This is a genomic window from Veillonella sp. KGMB01456, assembly GCF_023051165.1.
Classification (GTDB): Bacteria; Bacillota; Negativicutes; order Veillonellales; family Veillonellaceae; genus Veillonella_A.
Genome location: NZ_JALKIG010000005.1, coordinates 25,820 through 46,355, shown reverse-complemented (window position 1 = coordinate 46,355; position 20,536 = coordinate 25,820). Strand labels below are relative to the sequence as shown.

14 protein-coding genes are annotated in these 20,536 nt (G+C 45.1%); all 14 read left to right on the top strand.

Going from position 1 to position 20,536, the window contains the following annotated elements:
- Nucleotides 1-64: 64 nt before the first annotated feature.
- The 14 genes from MXE28_RS02455 to MXE28_RS02390 all read left to right on the top strand — a co-directional run bounded on the left by MXE28_RS02455 (nucleotide 65) and on the right by MXE28_RS02390 (nucleotide 20,451).
- Nucleotides 65-1,180 carry a radical SAM protein gene (locus MXE28_RS02455; protein WP_226974281.1) on the top strand — a complete coding sequence of 372 codons (1,116 nt, stop codon included), beginning with the start codon at nucleotides 65-67 and terminating at the stop codon, nucleotides 1,178-1,180.
- A 60-nt stretch (nucleotides 1,181-1,240) separates the two neighbouring features.
- Nucleotides 1,241-4,792 (top strand): chromosome segregation protein SMC, encoded by a 3,552-nt coding sequence (smc, locus tag MXE28_RS02450; protein WP_226974282.1) that lies wholly within the window; start codon nucleotides 1,241-1,243, stop codon nucleotides 4,790-4,792.
- Complete coding sequence (gene ftsY / locus MXE28_RS02445; protein ID WP_156704582.1) at nucleotides 4,792-5,736, top strand: signal recognition particle-docking protein FtsY; 945 nt, start codon at nucleotides 4,792-4,794, stop codon at nucleotides 5,734-5,736. The genes smc and ftsY overlap by 1 nt, the downstream gene beginning before the upstream one ends.
- Nucleotides 5,729-6,175 (top strand): hypothetical protein, encoded by a 447-nt coding sequence (locus tag MXE28_RS02440; RefSeq protein ID WP_156704585.1) that lies wholly within the window; start codon nucleotides 5,729-5,731, stop codon nucleotides 6,173-6,175. Before ftsY ends, MXE28_RS02440 begins: the two co-directional genes overlap by 8 nt.
- A gap of 1 nt (nucleotide 6,176) precedes the next feature.
- Nucleotides 6,177-8,381, top strand: coding sequence for an excinuclease ABC subunit UvrB (gene uvrB, locus MXE28_RS02435; RefSeq protein ID WP_247239764.1), 2,205 nt, complete (start codon nucleotides 6,177-6,179; stop codon nucleotides 8,379-8,381).
- Between the two features lie 86 nt (nucleotides 8,382-8,467).
- Entirely contained in the window at nucleotides 8,468-11,323 is a 2,856-nt protein-coding gene (gene uvrA / locus MXE28_RS02430) for an excinuclease ABC subunit UvrA (RefSeq protein ID WP_247239763.1), read from the top strand.
- The gene (gene uvrC / locus MXE28_RS02425; protein ID WP_021841458.1) at nucleotides 11,323-13,158 is read left to right on the top strand and encodes an excinuclease ABC subunit UvrC; all 1,836 of its coding nucleotides are present in this window, start codon (nucleotides 11,323-11,325) and stop codon (nucleotides 13,156-13,158) included. The genes uvrA and uvrC overlap by 1 nt, the downstream gene beginning before the upstream one ends.
- A 155-nt stretch (nucleotides 13,159-13,313) precedes the next feature.
- Nucleotides 13,314-14,663: a branched-chain amino acid transport system II carrier protein gene (brnQ, locus tag MXE28_RS02420; RefSeq protein ID WP_156704589.1), complete on the top strand. Its 1,350-nt coding sequence runs from the start codon at nucleotides 13,314-13,316 to the stop codon at nucleotides 14,661-14,663.
- A gap of 4 nt (nucleotides 14,664-14,667) precedes the next feature.
- The gene (locus MXE28_RS02415; RefSeq protein WP_021841460.1) at nucleotides 14,668-15,588 is read left to right on the top strand and encodes an NAD-dependent epimerase/dehydratase family protein; all 921 of its coding nucleotides are present in this window, start codon (nucleotides 14,668-14,670) and stop codon (nucleotides 15,586-15,588) included.
- A gap of 87 nt (nucleotides 15,589-15,675) precedes the next feature.
- Entirely contained in the window at nucleotides 15,676-16,275 is a 600-nt protein-coding gene (locus MXE28_RS02410) for a rubredoxin-like domain-containing protein (protein WP_021841461.1), read from the top strand.
- A 105-nt stretch (nucleotides 16,276-16,380) separates the two neighbouring features.
- A complete protein-coding gene (locus tag MXE28_RS02405) occupies nucleotides 16,381-17,379 on the top strand; it encodes a nucleoid-associated protein (protein WP_021841462.1) in 999 nt (332 codons plus the stop codon).
- 150 nt (nucleotides 17,380-17,529) lie between these two features.
- Nucleotides 17,530-18,018, top strand: coding sequence for a Cys-tRNA(Pro) deacylase (gene ybaK / locus MXE28_RS02400; RefSeq protein WP_247239762.1), 489 nt, complete (start codon nucleotides 17,530-17,532; stop codon nucleotides 18,016-18,018).
- A 29-nt stretch (nucleotides 18,019-18,047) separates the two neighbouring features.
- Nucleotides 18,048-18,788 (top strand): ribonuclease H family protein, encoded by a 741-nt coding sequence (locus MXE28_RS02395; RefSeq protein ID WP_021841464.1) that lies wholly within the window; start codon nucleotides 18,048-18,050, stop codon nucleotides 18,786-18,788.
- A 223-nt stretch (nucleotides 18,789-19,011) separates the two neighbouring features.
- Nucleotides 19,012-20,451 carry a glucose-6-phosphate isomerase gene (locus MXE28_RS02390; protein WP_247239761.1) on the top strand — a complete coding sequence of 480 codons (1,440 nt, stop codon included), beginning with the start codon at nucleotides 19,012-19,014 and terminating at the stop codon, nucleotides 20,449-20,451.
- Nucleotides 20,452-20,536 lie beyond the last annotated feature (85 nt).

The following is a 20,536-nucleotide window of genomic DNA, read 5'->3' as shown; positions in this document are numbered from 1 at the left end:
CTTTTTCATATTCTGATATAATGTATAGTGGTAGAAATTTTTAACAAAAATGAGGTAGGTAAAAATGAACCAACACAAAAATAACAGCATAGCTAACGATAAGCCTCACGGTTTGATTCCTTTTTACATACCCCATGCAGGCTGTCCGCAGCAATGTGTATTTTGTAATCAGCATCGCATTGCCGCCGGCGGAGCAAGAGCTTCTGAGGTTGATGTGAAAGCTACCATAGACGAATATATCGGCAACGAGCGGCATGAAAAATATTGGGAAGTGGCCTTCTATGGCGGTAGTTTTTCCGCGTTGCCGGAAGACTTACAACGCTCTTTGTTGGAACCGGCCTATGAGGCCTTGCAAAACGGTGAGATTGATGCCATACGTTGTTCCACTCGTCCTGATGCGCTTGGCGAGACGGAGATAGCACTGTTAAAAGCCTATGGTGTGAACACCGTTGAGATTGGTGTGCAGTCCATGGACGACACGATTTTAACGAGAGCTAAACGAGGTCATTCGTCGGCAGAGGTTGTGGGAGCCGTTCAGCGATTGCAAGAACATGGTTTTACCGTTGGTATTCAGCTATTACCGGGGTTACCCGGTGAAAACTGGCATACGTTAGTGAATACGGCGGTAGCCGTGGCTGAGTTGATGCCTGATTTTGTGCGCATTTATCCGGTTCTAGTCATTGAAGATACGGAGCTGGCCGATGATGTGAGAGCCGGTCGCTACACGCCGCTAACGGTGGCGGAAGCGGTAACGTATAGTGCCTTTTTAAAAGAGTATTTTGAAGAGCATCATATCACGGTGATTCGTACGGGACTGCAGAGTACGCCGGAATTGGATGCAGGTATCGGTTTAGTAGGCGGTCCTTACGAACCGGCCATGGGGGAACTGGTGACGAATTATCAGTGGTTACAGCGATTTTTAAAAGTCTTACGGGACCATAGAGCGGCGAGCTTACCAATGCATTCGGTGACCGTCCTGTATCCGCGTCAACTTACATCAAAAGTGCGTGGCGAAAAGCAACGGAATATGAAATATTTGGCAGAATGCTATACAGACTGCACTTGGCAATGGTATGAACAGGGCTCAAAAAAAGCGAAAGCTATGTTCGGAATAAAGACAAACAAATTTTCGGATAATGTTCTACTTTTTATCGATAATTTTAGGTATAATGTGATATAATAAAAGGTACGTTATTAGATATATTTAAAGTGACTTAAGACACACGGAAAGGTGGTTTGCATGCAACTCTTACGATTAGAGTTAAAAGGATTTAAATCCTTTGCGGACAAAACAATTGTAAAATTTTCACCCGGCATGACGGCTATCGTAGGTCCTAACGGGAGCGGCAAAAGTAATATTACCGATGCCATGCGTTGGGTGCTGGGCGAATCCAATGTGCGCCATTTACGTGGTCAAAAAGCGGAAGATATAATTTTTGCCGGTACGGAAAAGCGTCGTCCCATGAGCACCGCGGAAGTAACCTTGGTGTTCGATAACAGCGACAAACGTTTACATCCCGATTTAGCGGAAGTTGCCTTGACGCGTCGTATCTACCGTAGCGGTGAAAGTGAGTTTTTTATCAATAAAAAAGCTTGTCGCTTGAAGGATATTCAGGCTTTATTGGCTGATACAGGCTTAGGACGCGATTCCATGGCCATTATCGGGCAGAATCGGGTAGATGCTATTTTAAACAGCAAACCGGAAGATCGCCGCCTTTTTTTTGAAGAAGTGGCCGGTATTTCCCGTTTTAAAATGAATAAAGATGAGTCATTGCGCCGCATGGGGCAGACGGACCGCAACATGGAACGGGTGGCCGATTTGATGGCGAATTTGGAAGAGCAAATGGAACCGCTCCGAGAGAAGGCGGCCAAGACACAGGCTCATGCCGAATTAAGTCAAAAGAAACGCCTCTATGACGGAGCGTTGGCTTTTCACGATTATAAAGTGGCGGATCGTTTATTCACAAAACAGGAAAATGAAAAGATTGCGTTGCAGCAGGAAGAAATAGAAATCAATACGGAACTGGCCGGTTTAGGTGCACGGGAACAGCAGTTAAAGTTAAAATCCGAGGAACAACAGCAAGCTTTGCGGCAACAAGAAGAATTATATGCGAAAGCTCAAAAAGAAGAAGCCCGGCTCGAAGGGGAAAAAAATGTGCTGGCCGAGCAATTGCGGAATGCGGACAAAGAACTGCAGGAATTGCGTGATCGTATTCATGAAATAGAAGCGACTATCGCCGGTGACAAGCAAAAAGTGTTGGTCCATCAGAAACTGTTGGCCGACGGTGCCGGTGAATTGACGGCCAAAGAAGCGGCTTTGCAGACGGCTGAGCAAGCGTATGAAGCGGCTCGTCAAGAATTGCAGCGCATTCAAGGTGAGTTCCAAACGGCGCAAAAAGCGGTGGCCGCACGCCATGATGAACAATTACAGTTAGTCGGTCAAGTGGAAAAATTCCGCGTAGAATTACAAACTTTAAACGGCGAACTTACCAAAACAGGCGAACTGGTAACCACTTTGACGGAAGAATTGCAAACGGTGGGGGCCGAAGAAGCGGAAGCTTTAACGAAGCAGCAGACTTTGCAAGAGCAGCAGGAAGCTAATCGCGCCGAACGGGACCAAGAGCAGCAAACATTAGGGGAATTACGAAAACTTCGTCAACAGTTGGAACGGGACGTTCAAACCGGGCGCCGTGAAGAACAACGCATGGAAGGACGTTTACAACTCTTGGCGCAGTGGGCTGAACAGCATGAAGGTTATGCAGACGGTACGCGTAACGCCCTGGCCGCTAAGGAGCCGTGGCAGCAGGACTTACTGGGGGCTATCGGTGATTTGTTTACGGTAAAGCCGGAATTTGCCACGGCTCTCGATATTGCCTTAGGGGGCAGTATTAACCATGTAGTATCGCGTACCTCGCGAGCTGCCGCTGATTGTATTGCCTATTTAAAACGGACTCAAGGCGGTCGCGTTACTTTTTTACCGTTAGAAACGGTGCACGGTCAGGCCATTAATACACCGGCTCTCAATGAATCGGGCGTATTGGGGCGGGCCGTAGATTGTATTACTTTTGATGAAACGTATCGTGGTGTTTTCACCTACTTGTTGGGGCGTACTCTCGTAGTGGAAACGATGGAGCAGGCTATTGCTCTACAGAAAAAATATAAGCAACAGCTTCGTTTAGTGACACTGGGAGGCGAACAATTCCAACCGGGCGGTTCTTTAGCCGGTGGTGTGACCAAACGGCGTAAAGCCTCCGTTATGGCTCAAAAAGAAGAGATGGGCCTGTTAAATACCAAATTGCAGGTATTACAAGCAGAGTTAGTTAAAAAACAACAAGCTGCCGCTGACTACGAAAAACAGTTTGAAGAATTAAGTGAACAGTTGGCAGCGAAACAAAATAGTTGGGATGAGCAGCATACCTTGCTTTTGACGGCGGAATCCATTTTAAAAACAACGCGGGAACGAAAGTTGCGCAAGGAACAGGTGCTGCAAAACAATTTGGCGGAGCAGGACCGTTTGACCGGTGAACAGGCTCGTGTTACGATGACATTGGCACAAGCGGAAAGTGCTCTTAAGACTTTGAATGAAAATATTCAGGCTGATGGCGGTCATTCGGTGACCCTGGCTGAATTGGAGCGCTGTCAAAAAGCGCAGGACGAAGTCGGTCAGGTGCGTCAAGATGCACGTTTGCACTATGAACAATTAAAGCAGCAACAAAGTTACGGTGAACAGCAAATCAATGATTGGCAAAGCGCTATCGAGCAAAATGTAGCGCGTATGAAGCCGTTACAAATGCAGCTGGATGTTCGTGAACAACAGGTAAATACTGAATTACCACAGAAATTGAGTGATTTGGAGCATGCTTATGAAGCCCAAGCTAAGGCGACGGCGGAATTAGCCAAGCAGCGCGACGCGCTGTATGAATCACATAGTGAACAGCAGCGAACGTTAGCTGATTATTCCACGGAGCGCGAAACTTTGGATACTCGTCAAAAAAGGGTTCAACAGCGTTTGGTGCAGATGGAAGGTCAGCTGGCAAAATATGAAATGAATAGCGAACAGGCTTTACAAAAAATCGCCGAACTCGGTTTTTCACGAGAAGAAGCACAGGCTTTACAGCCGGAAGGGGCTGTAGCGGATTGGCGTCTCGAAGAAGGTAAGTTGAGTGCTGAACTGGAAGCCTTAGGGGCGGTTAACCCGGAAGCGGTAGCTGAATATGAAGCGGCGCAGACGAAACAGGCTTTTTATGAAACGCAGCAATCCGATTTGGAACAGGCTAAGGCTCAGTTGGAAGCGGTTATTGCAGAGATTGATAAAGCGATGGCCTTACAGCTCGGCGAAGTCCTTGAAGTGGTGGGCGATCGTTTTCAGGCCGTGTTCAGCAAGTTGTTCGGCGGCGGCACAGCTCAGATAGTGCTCACCGATCCGGATAATATTTTGACCAGCGGCATTGATTTTTATATTCAACCACCCGGTAAAAAACGCCAACAGTTAACGCTGTTGTCCGGTGGTGAGCGGGCCCTTACAGTTATAGCCTTGCTGTTCTCCTTCTTGGATTACAGACCGGCACCGTTCTGTGTGCTCGATGAAGTGGACGCGGCGTTGGACGAAGCCAATGTAGAACGTTTTGGCAGCTATTTACAACGACTGGGTGACGATACGCAGTTTATTGTTGTATCGCATCGTAAACGAACTATGGAGGCGGCCTTGGTATTACAAGGTGTTACCATGGTGGAACGAGGTGTTTCCCGATTGTTAACAGTAGCCTTTGATGAAATAGAGGAGGATATGTAATGAGTTTTTGGAATAAAACCAAGAAATTTCTTGGTTTCGGCGATGCCTTAGAAAATACGAAAAAGAAGTTTACCGAAGCCATTGAAACGGTCATTATCGGCTATGCCAAGATTGACGACGACTTCTTGGATGATTTGGAGGTCGCCATGATTACCGCCGACCTGGGCAGTAAGACGACGGAACTTTTGATGAAAGAAATTCGTCGCGGTGTTACGGAAGGCAAAATCAATCATACCAATGAAGTGATGAACTACATTGAAGAATACATTACGAAGTTACTGGAAGAACAGGAAGAAACTTTGGAAATGCATTCGCCGGAAGTTATTTTGGTAGTGGGCGTTAATGGGGTAGGTAAAACAACGACTATTGCCAAACTGGCTCATTATTATAAAGAAGCCGGCAAAAAGGTGGTGTTGGCGGCAGCCGATACGTTCCGTGCAGCCGCTTCCGAACAGCTCACTATCTGGGCGGAACGAGCCGATGTGCCTATCGTAAAACATCAGGAAGGGGCCGATCCGGCCGCTGTCGTATACGATGCCTTGGCATCGGCGAAAGCACGTAATGCAGATATTGTGATTATCGATACAGCCGGCCGTTTGCACACAAAAACCAACTTGATGGAAGAATTGAAGAAAATCGGCCGCGTAGCAGACCGTCAGGTTCCGGGAGCGCCGCATCAAACCCTATTGATTTTGGACGGCACCACCGGTCAGAATGCGGTTAGCCAAGCTAAATTATTCGGCCAGGCTGTACCGATTACCGGTATTATTGTGACTAAATTAGACGGCACCGCCAAAGGGGGCGTCGTAATTTCCATTAAAGAAGAACTGGGGGTTCCCGTTCGTTGGATTGGCATCGGTGAAAAAATTGATGACTTAAAACCATTCAATGCGAAAGAATTTGCCAATGCCTTGTTTGATAAAGGAATGAGTACGAATGAATAATCAAATGAGCCGTGCTGAGTTGGTAGCTTATGCACGGGCTGAAAATATAGCTAATCATTTCGGCGCACCATCCGAAGCGCTGGATACATTAGGCGATTTATTGGCTTACATCGGCAATGAAATGTATCGTCCGGTGACACGCTTGATGCTTCAAAATTGGAATCAATTGAATGATCGCATCGAACATTTTACGCCGGAAGAGTGGATTTTACCAACTGAGATTGCCAATAAAGAAGGGCTTGATAAAAAAGCCGTAGCCTTATTGATTGAAGTCTTGGAAGGTGTGGATACACCCATTCAAGAAGCTGACGGTAAACGCACGGAAATGAATGAATTGGAAAAGCAACGTTTGCAAGAGCATATCGAAAAGGTGAGAGCGGAAGAAGCTGCCATGGCTCAGGCCGAAGCAGAACGCCTCATGCGTGAAGAAGGTAAATAATATGGCACATCCACATATTCATCGTAATTACGAAGGTAATATGACTCCTTTTAAGGTTGAAGCACCTTTTGAACCAATGGGCGATCAGCCGGCAGCCATTCAATCGTTGGTGCAGGGCGTCAATAACGGCGACTGGGCACAGGTTCTGTTGGGGGCTACCGGTACGGGTAAAACCTATACCATGGCCAAGTTAATTGAAGGCGTGCAAAAACCGACTTTAGTTATTGCTCATAATAAAACCTTGGCTGCGCAATTATGCAGTGAGTTTAAAAGCTTTTTTCCCAATAATGCGGTGGAATATTTTGTGTCTTATTATGATTTTTACCAACCGGAAGCATATATTGCGTCAACCGATACATATATTGAAAAAGATGCATCCATTAACGATGAAATCGATAAATTGCGTCACTCGGCTACAATGAGTTTGTTTGAGCGTCGCGATGTGATTATTGTGGCCTCTGTAAGCTGTATTTACGGCTTAGGTGACCCGGAAGACTACAGCGATTTGGTTGTATCGCTCCGTTTGGGGCAAGAACGAAGTCGTGACGATATTTTGAAAAAACTGGTGGATATTCAATACAGTCGCAATGATATTAATTTTACCCGTGGTACTTTCCGTGTCCACGGCGATACGATAGAAGTATTTCCGGCAGCCAATAGTGAACGAGTCGTTCGCATTGAATTATTCGGCGATGAAATTGACCGTTTGTCCGAAGTGGATGTTTTGACCGGTGAAGTAATTGCCGATCGCAAGCATGTGGCCATTTATCCGGCCTCTCACTATGTAACGACCCGTGAAAAATTGCAACTCGCCATTGAGCGTATTGAAACAGAATTGGCGGAGCAGTTGGAATTTCTTAAATCACGGGACCGTTTACTGGAAGCCCAGCGTTTGGAGCAACGAACTCGTTACGATATTGAAATGATGCAGGAAATGGGCTATTGCTCAGGCATCGAAAACTATTCCCGCCTTTTATCCAATCGTAAACCGGGGGAAGCACCGTATACGTTGATTGATTATTTTCCGGATGATTTTTTGATTTTGATTGACGAATCCCATGTAACGATTCCACAATTGCGGGCCATGTATAATGGCGACCGGGCTCGTAAGGAAAACTTAATCGAGTATGGCTTCCGTTTGCCTTCCGCTTTGGATAACCGCCCGTTGAAGTTTGAAGAATTCCAAGAGCGAATTAATCAGATTGTATACGTATCGGCTACACCGGGCCCGTATGAAATGGAAGTGCAGACCAATATTGCGGAGCAGATTATTCGTCCTACCGGTTTATTGGATCCGCTTATTGAAGTGCGTCCCATTAAAGGGCAAATGGATGATTTGTTAGGCGAAATTAAAGTGCGGGCCGCTAAGAATGAGCGTGTCCTCGTAACGACATTGACGAAGAAAATGGCGGAAGATTTGACGGAGTTTCTCAAAGAAGTGGGCATTCGTGTGCGCTACTTACATTCCGATATTGCCACCATTGAGCGTGCCGATATTATTCGTGACCTGCGGGCCGGTGTTTTTGATGTGTTGGTGGGTATTAACTTACTTCGTGAAGGTCTGGATATGCCGGAAGTTTCCTTGGTGGCTATTCTTGATGCGGATAAGGAAGGGTTCCTCCGCAGTGATACCTCTTTGATTCAGACTATCGGTCGTGCGGCGCGTAATGAAAATGGTCGTGTTATTATGTATGCGGACCGTATTACAGGTTCTATGGATCGGGCAATCACTGAAACGGAACGCCGTCGTGAAGTACAGAACGCCTACAATAAGAAACACAATATTACGCCAAAATCGATTCATAAAGAAGTTAAAGAATTGATTGAATTGACTAAATTGGAAGAAGAAGAGGCCGGTAGTAAAGCCGGTAGTGCTAAGCGCACCGGTCGCGGTAAAAATGATGGCTACGATGACGGCGCAGCGGCTGTTGCTTCCGCTAAAAAAGGGCGCACTGCCAAAACAGGCGCTAAAGCGGGTAATAAAGGCGGCGCCAAAACGTCAGGCAAGGCTAAAGGGGTACAAGCTGTGGCTGATGGCACCGCTACTTATGAAGCGGCACCGGAATTAACCGTGGAAGATGTATTTAACAAGATTGAAGAAACTACGCGTCTCATGAAGGCGGCCGCTAAACAGCTTGAATTCGAAAAAGCAGCCGAACTTCGTGATGAACTCGGTATTTTAAGGCAGCAATTGTCTGACTTATAGGATGTACGTCGTAAAAAATAGGAACTTATGGGCAAGGCATTCTGTCTTGCCTATTTGTCCGTTAATTTGATAATCGGGAGGTTATCGTGAAAGAACAAATTATAGTAAAAGGGGCGCGTCAGCATAACCTTAAGAATATAGATGTGGCCTTGCCACGGGACAAGTTTATTGTCATTACCGGGCTTAGCGGCTCCGGTAAATCGTCGCTCGCTTTCGATACGATTTATGCGGAAGGGCAGCGACGCTATGTAGAATCCTTGTCGGCCTATGCGCGTCAATTTTTGGGCCAAATGGATAAACCGGATGTGGATTATATTGAAGGTTTGTCACCGGCCATCTCTATCGATCAGAAAACAACCAGTCGCAACCCTCGATCTACGGTGGGGACAGTGACGGAAATATATGACTATTTACGCTTATTGTTTGCTCGTGTGGGCCATGCCTTTTGTCCGCAGTGCGGTAAGCCAATTACGCAGCAATCTATCGAGCAGATGGCCGATGACGTAATGACCTTGCCGGAACGCACTAAATTGCTCATTATGGCGCCTATATTGCGCGGCAAAAAAGGGGAACATAAGCAATTATTGGAACGTCTTCGCAAAGAAGGGTTTGCCCGTGTCCGCATAGATGGTGATATTCGCACCTTGGACGAAGATATTGAATTGGCAAAGACTAAAAAGCATGATATAGAAATCGTGATTGACCGTTTGGTAGTGAAAGAAGGCATTGAGAGCCGTTTATCAGACTCCATGGAAACAGCTGCCAAATGGGGCGAAGGCATTGTGGTGGTGCAGGAAGTGGATGGACCGTCACATATGTACAGCCAGCATTTTGCCTGTCCCGATTGCCATATTTCTTTACCGGCTATCGAGCCGCGCATGTTCTCCTTCAATAGCCCGTTCGGTGCTTGTCCGGCCTGCTTGGGTATCGGCAGCACCATGGAAGTGGACGAAGAGCGGGTAATTCCGGATGGCGATGTGTCTTTTGCGGACGGCGCCGTATTGCCTTTAAGTTCCAATCCGAATGCATGGTTTATGCGTCAATTGGAAGGTTTATTGAAGGCTCATGGCTATGATTTATCGGCTACGTATAATGAACTACCGAAGAAATTACAACAAATGGTGATGAACGGCAGTACCGATAAAGTAACCTTCGAGTATGAAAATATGCGCGGTGAAGTAAAGACGTTCCACACGGAGTACGAAGGTATTTTGCCTATGGTAAAACGTCGTCACAGCGAAGCTTCTACCGACTCTATGCGTGAAGCCTTTGAAGAATTCATGTCCATCAAACCATGTAAAACTTGCGGCGGTGCCCGCTTAAAACCGGAAGCCTTAGCCGTGCGCGTAGGCGATAAAAACATCAACGAAGTGACGCAGCTCACCATCAGTGATGCGGTGAACTTCTTTGATACCGTGCCGCTTACGGAGCGCGAACAGTTTATCGGTAACCAGATTTTAAAAGAAATCAAAGCACGCCTCATGTTCCTCAATAATGTGGGTCTCGATTATCTCACCATGAATCGTAATGCCGGAACTTTGTCGGGCGGTGAAGCTCAGCGTATTCGCTTGGCTACCCAAATCGGTTCAGGCTTGGTAGGCGTTTTATACATTCTCGACGAACCGTCTATTGGTCTCCATCAACGCGATAATGATCGCTTAATCGGGACTTTGAAGGGTCTTCGTGACCTCGGTAATACCTTATTGGTCGTGGAACATGATGAAGACACCATGTTAGCGGCCGACTATTTGGTAGATATCGGACCGGGCGCCGGTGAGCACGGAGGGGAGATCATCGCCCAAGGGACGGCTCAGGAAGTAATGGCCAATGAAAACTCCATTACGGGGCAGTATCTGAGCGGTCGTAAATTTATACCGTTGCCGGAAACCAGACGCAAGTCCAACGGCAATGTGTTGGAAATTCGCGGTGCCTCGGAAAATAACTTAAAGAATATTAATGTAAAATTCCCACTTGGCGTTTTCACGGTGGTAACCGGTGTGAGCGGCTCCGGTAAATCCACCTTAATTAATGAGATTCTCTACAAGGGCATGGCGAATCATTTATATCGCTCCTATCACAAGGTAGGGGCTCATAAAGAGATTCGCGGCACTGAAAATATCGATAAAATCATCAATATTGACCAGAGTCCGATCGGACGTACGCCGCGTTCCAATCCGGCCACTTATACGGGTGTATTCGATTCCATTCGTGAATTGTACAGTCAAACGCCGGAAGCTAAAATGCGGGGCTATAAGCAGGGGCGTTTCAGCTTTAACGTCCGTGGCGGTCGCTGCGAAGCTTGTCGCGGTGACGGTATCATCAAAATTGAAATGCATTTCTTACCGGACGTGTATGTGCCTTGTGAAGTCTGCAAAGGAGCTCGTTATAATCGGGAAACTTTGGAAGTTAAATATAAAGGTAAATCCATTGCCGATGTATTGGATATGGTGGTGGATGAGGCAGTTGAGTTTTTTAAATCCATTCCGAAAATCCATCGCAAGCTTGAAACGTTACAACAGGTAGGTTTGGGGTATATTCGTTTGGGCCAGCCGGCCACAACCTTGTCCGGTGGTGAAGCACAGCGTGTAAAACTGGCTACCGAATTGGCTCGTCGCAGTACGGGTAAGACTTTATATATCCTGGACGAACCGACAACGGGCTTGCATGCGGAAGATATTCGCAAGCTGCTCGATGTGTTACAAAAATTAGTTGACGCCGGCGATACAGTAGTCGTTATCGAGCATAATTTGGACGTTATTAAAACGGCGGACCATATTATCGACTTAGGTCCTGAAGGGGGTGTACGCGGCGGTACCATTGTCGGTACGGGCACGCCGGAACAAATCGTCAAAATGGAAGGCAGTTATACCGGAAAGTTCTTGGGGCCTGTTTTGGCAAAAACAAAACGATTTATGGATGAAGCTAAGAAAGCAGGTCAATAATGGTTACGGAAGAAGTATTGGAGAAAATCAGCCATTTGCCGACCACGCCGGGCGTATATTTATGGCGGGACCAATATAAACGTATCATTTATGTGGGCAAAGCCATAAATCTGCGCAATCGCGTCCGTTCCTATGTGCGCAATGATATCAATCGGGCTCCAAAGGTAACAGCCATGATGCGACGCGCCGTTGATGTGGAGGTCATTCAGACCAAGACGGAAATGGAAGCGTTAATTTTGGAAAATACGCTCATTAAGGAACATCATCCGAAGTATAATATTATGCTCCGCGATGATAAGACCTATCCCTATGTGAAGGTGACGGTGCAGGAGGAGTATCCGCGGGTGCTCATGGTGCGCCGCATGGTGCGTGACGGGGCCAAGTATTTTGGACCGTTTACGGATGTGACGGCCGTACATCAGACTTTAAAATTGTTCCGCCGTCATTTCCCCTTGCGCACTTGTTCAAATATGAATGTACCGCGACCATGCTTGCAGTATCATTTGGGTTATTGTGAGGCTCCTTGTCAAGGCTTGGTATCACCGGAAAAATACCGCTCCTATATCGATCAAATCGTACAGGTATTGGAGGGTAAACCGATTCCTCTTTTAGGCGAATTGAAGCAGCAAATGGAAGCGGCGGCGGAAGAGCTTGATTTTGAAAAGGCGGCTCAACTGCGCGATCAATTGCAGGCATTGGAAAAGCTTCGTGAAAAACAGCGCATGGTAACCCAACGCGGTGATATTGACGTAGTCGGTATCGCCATGGAAGGCCTCATGGCCTGTGTGCAGGTCTTTTTCATCCGTTCCGGCCGTATGTTGGGGCGTGAAAACTTTTTCATTAAAAATGAAGGTGATGACGCCGCTACGGTTATGACGGAATTTATAAAACAATACTATGGCGGCACCACATTCGTGCCAAAAGAAGTATTGTTGCCTTATGAAACGGAAGAACGGGAACTCTTTGTGGAGTGGTTCACCGAAATGAAGGGCCAAAATGTTGAGGTTTCGGTGCCACAACGAGGTTATAAGCATGATTTGATTAAGATGGCGGCGGAAAACGCCCAGAACTTCCTGGAAGAGCGTCGTCGTCAATGGCAATATGATTTGGATAAGAGCGGCGGCGCCGTTAAGAAATTGGCGGAAGTCCTCGACTTGCCGAGACTCCCGGAACGTATGGAATGCATCGATATATCCCATACGCAGGGCAGTGAAACGGTGGCTTCCATGGTTGTCTTTGAAGACGGTAAACCGGCGAAGAAGGAATATCGTCGTTTTAAATTAAAGACGGTTCAGGGCAAACCGGATGACTTTAAATCCATGGCTGAAATTATGGAACGCCGTTACGGCAATGAAACGGATTGGCCTATGCCGGATTTAATTATCATCGATGGCGGTAAGGGGCAGCTCAACGCAGCCTTGCCTTTAATCAGAGCAGTCGGTGTGACGGATGTGCCGGTTATTTCGCTGGCTAAACGAATTGAAGAAGTTTTTGTGGAAGGTCAGTCGGAAAGTATCATATTATCTCATCATTCGCCGGAATTGCAGTTATTGCAACAAATTCGTGACGAAGCTCACCGCTTTGCCATTACGTATCATCGTAAATTACGGGGCAAGCGCAATTTGGAGTCGATTCTGGATCATATTGAAGGTATCGGACCAAAACGGCGTAAAGCATTGTGGCAGGCTTTTGGCAATTTAGAAGGTATTAAGGCGGCTACGGAAGAGGAATTGGCAGCCGTGCCGGGAATGAATCAAAAAACGGCGGCGGAAGTGTATCGATTTTTCCGTTTGTCTAAAGATGAAAAGCGTGCTACCATTGAAGGAGACCGCTAGCAGTTATAGCGGATTTTATAAGTAACATTGTAAGTAACATATGGGATACATTGTCAGCGCTTGGCTTCAGGCAGTGTATCCTTTGTGTTGGGTTTTACGGTAGTGTTATATTTTGTAGAGTAATGGCAACTGCCATTCGGTAGGAGGGTACTATCTTGCAAGGAAAATTGTCATTAAGTTCAGCCATAGTTATTGGCTCAATGTTGTTCGGTATGTTCTTCGGCGCAGGCAATCTGATTTTCCCGGTTCATATGGGGCAGGAAGCAGGGGCCGACATGTGGCCGGCTACGGTAGGTTTTCTTATTACGGCCATTGGCTTGCCGTTCTTAGGTGTTGTTGCTATCGGTATTTCACGGAGTAACGGTTTATTTGATTTGGCATCTCGCGTACATCCGACCTATGCGAAATTATTTACTATTCTTTTATATTTAACCATAGGGCCGGCTTTTGCTTTACCGCGTACGGCCACGGTTTCTTATCAAATCGGCTTGGCACCGTATATCGGTGATGATATGCAGACGGTAGCCTTGGCGGCCTTTACCTTTGTGTTCTTCGTCTTGGGTCTGTTTTTCTCCATGAACCCGGGTAAGTTAATGACCTACATCGGTAAAATTTTAAATCCGTTGTTCTTAATCTTCTTGGCTATTCTCTTGGTAGTGGCCTTGATTAATCCAATGGGATCCGTGGCGACGGCACCGGTGAGCGGTGATTATTTGACCATGCCGTTCTTCAAAGGCTTTACGGAAGGTTACAATACGATGGATGCTTTGGCGGCGTTAGCCTTCGGTATCATCGTAGTCCGCGCCATGCAGAGCGTAGGTGTTACCGAGCCTAAGGATATTGCGGCGGGCATGGTAAAAGCCGGTATCGTTACGGTAGTCTTGATGGCCATTATCTATGCATTCTTAGCTTACGTGGGTGCCTCCAGCCTCGGCGTTTTCGCCTTATCCGCTAACGGCGGTATTGCGTTGGCACAAATTGCCCATTATTATTTCGGACCAATCGGTGCCGTATTATTGGCAATTACCGTAACCTTGGCTTGTTTGAAAACGGCGGTAGGCCTTATTTGTGCATGTTCGGAAACATTCGTCGATTTATTTCCGAATTCCATCAGTTATAAAAAATATGCCTATGCATTCGCTATTATTTCTTTCTTAATCGGTAATGTAGGCTTAACTCAGATTATATCGCTGGCGATTCCTATTTTGATGTTATTGTATCCGTTGACGATTACCATTATTTTGTTAACATTCTTGGCACCGCTTTTTAACGGTCGTCAAGCTGTATATTTCATCACTACAGTATTTGCCTTGATTGCGGCTATCGGTGATATGCTCAATACTTTGCCTGAATTTTTAGGGCAAGCAGCTTGGGTACAGCAAACTGTAGGCGTATATAAGATGTTGCCGTTCTTTGATTTAGGTATGGGCTGGGTAGTGCCGTCCGCTATCGGCTTTGTATTGGGTCTTATTTATATAGCAGTTGTAAAAACTAAGGGAGGTTAGGGTAATGAATATTTGCGTGACCGGCGGGGCCGGTTTTATCGGTTCCCATCTTGTAGATGCTCTCATTAATGAAGGGCACAAGGTAATGGTTATAGATAATTTAAGTACCGGTTGTCGAGATTTTGTAAATTCTAAGGCTGACTTCGTGGAAATGGATATTCGCGATAAAGAACTTGCCGCTAAAATGGCCGAGTTTAAACCGGAGTATGTATTTCATGAAGCCGCTCAGACAATGGTGCCGGAATCAATGAAAGATCCTGCATTTGATTGTGATGTTAATTTATTGGGACTCATTAATGTGCTTAATGCTTGCCGCAGCGTGGGAGTAAAAAAAATTATCATGCCTTCGTCAGCCGCCGTATATGGTGATCTCGATACATTACCGCTCACAGAAACGATGGCGGGGCAGCCGTCCTCGTTTTACGGACTTACCAAATTGACTACGGAAAGTTATCTGCGCATTTATCATGAAGCATTCGGCTTACCTTACATCTGTTTTCGCTATGCAAATGTGTATGGACCGCGTCAAGGCAATGGCGGTGAAGGCGGCGTAATCAGTATTTTCTGTGAACGTTTACAGGCTCATAAAGATATAAGTATATTCGGTGACGGTGAACAAACTCGCGATTTCGTCTATGTAGACGATGTAGTGGCAGCTAATATGGCGGCTTTGCATAAACCGGACCTTGTGGGGGTTATCAATGTGAGTACCGAGAGAGGTACTTCGCTGAATAAATTGGTAGCACAATTTAAAAAAATTGTGGACCATGAATTTAACGTGCACTACGAAGAGGCACGGCAAGGGGATATCAAACACTCGTTATTAAGTACAAAAAAAATGATAAATGAATTAGGTTTATCAGCTACAGTTAAATTAGATAAAGGCTTGACAACGACCTATGAATACTTTCATAATAAAAAGTAATTATTAATGAGTGATTTACTGTAGTCGAATAAATAGAGATTATGGTACAATGGTAAGAGAAGTAGTTGTTCTTGTGAGGAGATTGACATGGAAACAAAAAAACAAGAAGAGAAAAAGATTCAGTATATAATTTGTCGTGTGTGCGGCTATATCGAAACAGCCGATAATGCGGATAAACCATGCCCGGCTTGCGGCTTTCCGAAAACCGTTTGGGCTGAATACACACCACGCAAATTGAATCCTACCCGTAAACGTTTATTGGATTTACATTTGCATCCGATTGCGGTTCATTTTCCGATTGCCGGTTCCGCTTTAACTGTGGGCTTGCCTATTTTAGGTTTACTCGTGCCTTACAGCTTGGGCTACCGTTTATTCGATTTCGCTATGATGGTTTGTCTCGTAATGCCTTTATTGGTATTAATTGGCGGTATTTCCGGTTATATTGGCGGTAAACTTCGTTATAAAACAACGACAGCGCCGGTTTTAAAATTCAAAATCTACTTATCCGTAGTGTATTTCGCCCTGACGCTGATACAGGCCTATGTGGCATATTCGTATAATGTCACCGCAGGCAATGCACTGGTTATTGCCGTCATAGGTGCTTTAGCATCGCTTTGTGCCGCTATTTTGGGCAAAAAAGGTTCTCACTTGTTTGCCGGTTTATTCGGACCATACGTACAAGGCTAAACTTAATCATATGCATTGTAAAATGCATTAAATATCGTTGGAGTGTCTTGTTTTCGTGTTGTTAAATACGAGGCAAGACACTTTTTTATCCACTAAGGAGCAAATATGCAAATCAATCGGGCTGTATTACAAATTCTTGATTTTTCATCTTCTTTAGCCGTTTATTCGGAAAATGAACTGAATATGGGCGAGGAAGCCTTACAGGACTATGTCAGTGCTCATGTAACTAAGGGGATTAAAGACCCGGGACTTAGAACGGGCTATATAAATGAGACGAGTAAATTAGGTCAAATGTTGGTGCAATATCGCGACGGTCTTACCGATATTACCACCTTAGGCAAGGAATTGGGCGAAACGATGTTCAATTATATGAAACAGGCGACGGATCCGGTTATTATTGATACAATTATCTGTGAAGCGGCTGAAAATCATCGCTATTTATGTATTCTCCTTTGTCAGGCCCATGATGCGTATACGCACCAACTGTTTAATGAAGAAGACGGCACTTTAACTACGGAATTGATTCCGAATCGAGCGGTGTTACCGAGTCCGACCCAAAAGCTTCGCTCATTTTGTGCTATTGATTTAGAGGATTTTTCGGTGCGTCTGTTTGAACCAAAAGGTGAATATGACGGTGAAGCTGTTTATATTTTAGGAGATAAAGTTTTACAAATCGGTACGAATCCGTCATCCCGTGATACGGTGGCCAAAGTGCGACGCATCGTGGATAAGGTGGCTAAAGCGCATGAGGGCGATGGCGTGGAAGAGTTGGTTAAGGTTCGCTCCATGATTTCCAAAAATGCGGAAGTATCCGATACGTTGAATCCGGAAACCATTGTGGATACGGTTTTTGCCAATCAGCCGCAACAAAAAGAAGCGGCTAAAAAAGCATTGGCAGAGCAGGATATGTTACGACCTTTGCCGGTAAATCGTGAATTTGCCGCCAAGGTAGGGGAAAAGCATAAAATAAAAACTGACACGGGAATTGAGATTAGTTTTCCCGTTGAATATATGCAAAACAGTGAATTCATTGAAATCGTGACGAATCCTGACGGAACTTTGCGTATAGAACTTAAAAACATTAATAAAATATTGAACAAGTAACAATAAGCAAAAATTTGAATAAATAATTATAATTCATAATTATATTTGATAAATAATGCGAAAAATTTCATAAATATTCAGCTGTTTTTCAGCTGTTTTGTAGTAATATTTTAAATGAAACTGTAGTAAAATAAAAAAGGAACGATGGTCGTGAGTAAGAAAGAGCATAAAAAAACAAATGCTATGCGCATGCTGGACACGCATAAAATCGGTTATGAAGTATTAGCCTATGAATGGGAAGAAGGACGTGGTGCAGGCGTCCATGTAGCAGAAGAACTGCATTTACCGGAAGCACAGGTTTTCAAAACATTGGTGGGGAAAGGCAATGTGACGGGGCCGGTCGTGTTTTGTATTCCTGTTGCCGCTGAATTGGATTTAAAACAGGCGGCACGGGTGAGTGGCAATAAATCAGTTGAGCTTATCGCTGTGAAGGATTTATTGGGGCTTACCGGTTATTTGTGGGGCGGTTGTTCGCCGGTGGGGATGAAGAAATTATTTCCCACCTATTTTGATGCGACCATGGCAACGTTTGATCAGATTTATGTAAGTGCCGGTTTGCGAGGCATGCAGATTAAAGTTAATCCAAACGATTTACAGACAGTAGTAAATGCTCATTTCGAAACATTAACGATGAACTGATTGCAGTTATTCTAGAACAAGGAGCTTATATGGGTAAAAAGTATTATGCCGTAAGAGAGGGGAGAGTGCGGGGAATTTATGATTCTTGGGCGGCTTGTGAACGCCAAGTAAAGGGCTATGGTGGTGCCATTTACAAATCTTTTATGTCAAAACAGGAAGCGGAAGCTTTTATGGAGGAAGATATTGCGCCTATTAAAGGCATGTCCATGGAAGAATATTTAGCTACCGCCAAGGCCAGTCAGCGCCGTACGCCGCGTCGTCGCAGAGCTACCGGTACGGGCGTAAGCAATAAATCGGCTCAGGATTCCAATGCCTCGGATACTATTTTTGCTGATTTAGGAGCAAAAAGCGCGGTAGCCTTTATTGATGGAAGTTTTGACAAAACAAACAAAGTGGTCGGCACCGGCGGCGTTATTTTCTATGAGGGGCAAGAAGAAACGTTTTCATACGGTACCGATAAAGAAATATATACGGCCTATTGGAATGTGGCGGGTGAACTTTTAGGGGCCATGCATGTCATTGAGTGGGCTGTAGCTAAGGAAGCTAAAGAAATTCACATTTACTATGATTATATGGGCATTGAAATGTGGGCTACGGGACGTTGGAAGGCGAATAATCCGCTTACACAGCAGTATGCGGAATTTATGTTAAACAGCCGTCGCCTTATTAAAACAGTATTTCACAAGGTAGCGGCTCATACGGGTGTAACCTATAATGAAAAAGCCGATGAATTAGCTAAAGCAGGCACCAAAAAGGTAATCGAATTATAAGTTCAACTGAGTTGAAATTGTTCGGGATACAGCATTCTCATGGTATAGGTAGAGGATAAAGGTATTAGACTTTTAACTTTGAAAAGTTATATTTGCTTAAGGTATGAATGGGGCTAAAGTTGATTGAGTTATGAATAAAATGTATGATGCTCTTCAGTTTTTCTATTGCGCCATAATTTATAGAACGGTACAATAAGAAGAGTGGTTTAAAGGAGGAGTTTCAATGAAAAAAATCATTTTACCATCCGGTTTTATATTTGATTATACTAATTTATTTTCAGCTTGGGGCGTAACCGAAGCTGATGTTCATACTTATTTCGATTCTATTGCCAATGCCGTAAAAGCGGCCGTTCGCGTACGTACTACAGGCGTTGTGGAAGGCCATTTGTTTAAAGACGGTCAGCCGGAAGCTGTATTATTCCCGCAATTGCCGTATATTGAAGATAAAAATCTCAATAACGAAACAGTTTTAAAACGTTTGGAAGACTTGGGGCAACATGCTAAAGAGTCTGTAGATGCCGTAGTAAGCTTCGGTATCGGCGGCTCTTATTTAGGCGGTAAAGTACTCTTTGATGTTCATTGCGGTGAATTTTGGAATCAGAAATCCGAAGCGGAACGCGACGGGTATCCAAAATTATACTTCAGTGGCAATAATGTGGATCCTCATCGCACTAATGATTTGATTGAAACGTTAAAACGCAGTGCGGCCCATAAAGGATCTCCTTATACGGTAATGCTCATTTTAATTTCTAAGTCCGGGTCTACCATTGAACCGATGTCCAATTTCATGGTGGTGCAAGAAGCGTTGGCAGCGGCCGGTATTAAAGTGGAAGTCGTAGCTGTTACGGATCCTCGTACCGATGAAAAAGAAACGTTGCTTCATAAATTGGCGGTTCAGCAGAACTGGCCGACGTTTGCTGTGCCTGATGGGGTGGGCGGACGTTTTTCCGTATTTACGGAAGTAGGTCTTATTATCGGTGCCGTGGTAGGCTTCAATATTCGTGAATTTTTAGACGGAGCCAAAGGCATGGATGAAGCCTGTCAGGGTGGCGATTTGCTTAAGAATCCGGCTTTGTTGAATGCAGTTTTGAAATATATTGCTGCTGAAAAATACGGCCGTATTATTGAAATCATGATGCCTTACGGCGATTCTTTGAAATCCTTGGCTGAATGGTATGTACAACTTTTAGCTGAATCATTAGGTAAACATCAGCCGAAAACTGACGGCCGTTACGGTCGCACGCCGGTAGTTGCGGTGGGAACTACGGATATGCATGCACAGACACAGGAACATCAAGAAGGGCGCTTGAACAAAATCGTGTCTTTTGTAAAAGTAAAAGATTGGGAAACAAAAGCGATTGTGCCTCATACTTACGATGAATATAAACCGCTTAAAGCATTCAGTGGCTTGGACTTAGGGGTAATTTTAAATACTGCTTTAGAAGCTAACAGCGAAGCTTTAACAGGCGATAAGCGCTTCAATGTAACTTATGAATTGCCGACCTTGTCAGCCTATCATTTAGGTGAATTTATGTTTATGCTTTGCTGGGCTATTTTCTACGAAGGTCAATTGGCCGGTGTAGATGCGTTTGATCAGCCGGGCGTTGAAGTGTATAAAAAATTGTTGGGGCCTAAATTGGCAGCTCATCAAGCGGAAAAATAATCAGGTCATGTAGTTTTTGCCGATCCTTTCCCGTTCGCGGACATAATTAAAGGTTGCGGCAAGCAGTGGCAGTTTCGATTTAGGG

Excerpts from the sequence above, each read along its gene's own strand:
- MXE28_RS02455 (WP_226974281.1), top strand. The coding sequence starts at position 65 with ATGAACCAACACAAAAATAACAGCATAGCTAACGATAAGCCTCACGGT.
- smc (WP_226974282.1), top strand. The coding sequence starts at position 1,241 with ATGCAACTCTTACGATTAGAGTTAAAAGGATTTAAATCCTTTGCGGAC.
- ftsY (WP_156704582.1), top strand. The coding sequence starts at position 4,792 with ATGAGTTTTTGGAATAAAACCAAGAAATTTCTTGGTTTCGGCGATGCC.
- MXE28_RS02440 (WP_156704585.1), top strand. The coding sequence starts at position 5,729 with ATGAATAATCAAATGAGCCGTGCTGAGTTGGTAGCTTATGCACGGGCT.
- uvrB (WP_247239764.1), top strand. The coding sequence starts at position 6,177 with ATGGCACATCCACATATTCATCGTAATTACGAAGGTAATATGACTCCT.
- uvrC (WP_021841458.1), top strand. The coding sequence starts at position 11,323 with ATGGTTACGGAAGAAGTATTGGAGAAAATCAGCCATTTGCCGACCACG.
- MXE28_RS02415 (WP_021841460.1), top strand. The coding sequence starts at position 14,668 with ATGAATATTTGCGTGACCGGCGGGGCCGGTTTTATCGGTTCCCATCTT.
- MXE28_RS02410 (WP_021841461.1), top strand. The coding sequence starts at position 15,676 with ATGGAAACAAAAAAACAAGAAGAGAAAAAGATTCAGTATATAATTTGT.
- MXE28_RS02405 (WP_021841462.1), top strand. The coding sequence starts at position 16,381 with ATGCAAATCAATCGGGCTGTATTACAAATTCTTGATTTTTCATCTTCT.
- MXE28_RS02395 (WP_021841464.1), top strand. The coding sequence starts at position 18,048 with ATGGGTAAAAAGTATTATGCCGTAAGAGAGGGGAGAGTGCGGGGAATT.
- MXE28_RS02390 (WP_247239761.1), top strand. The coding sequence starts at position 19,012 with ATGAAAAAAATCATTTTACCATCCGGTTTTATATTTGATTATACTAAT.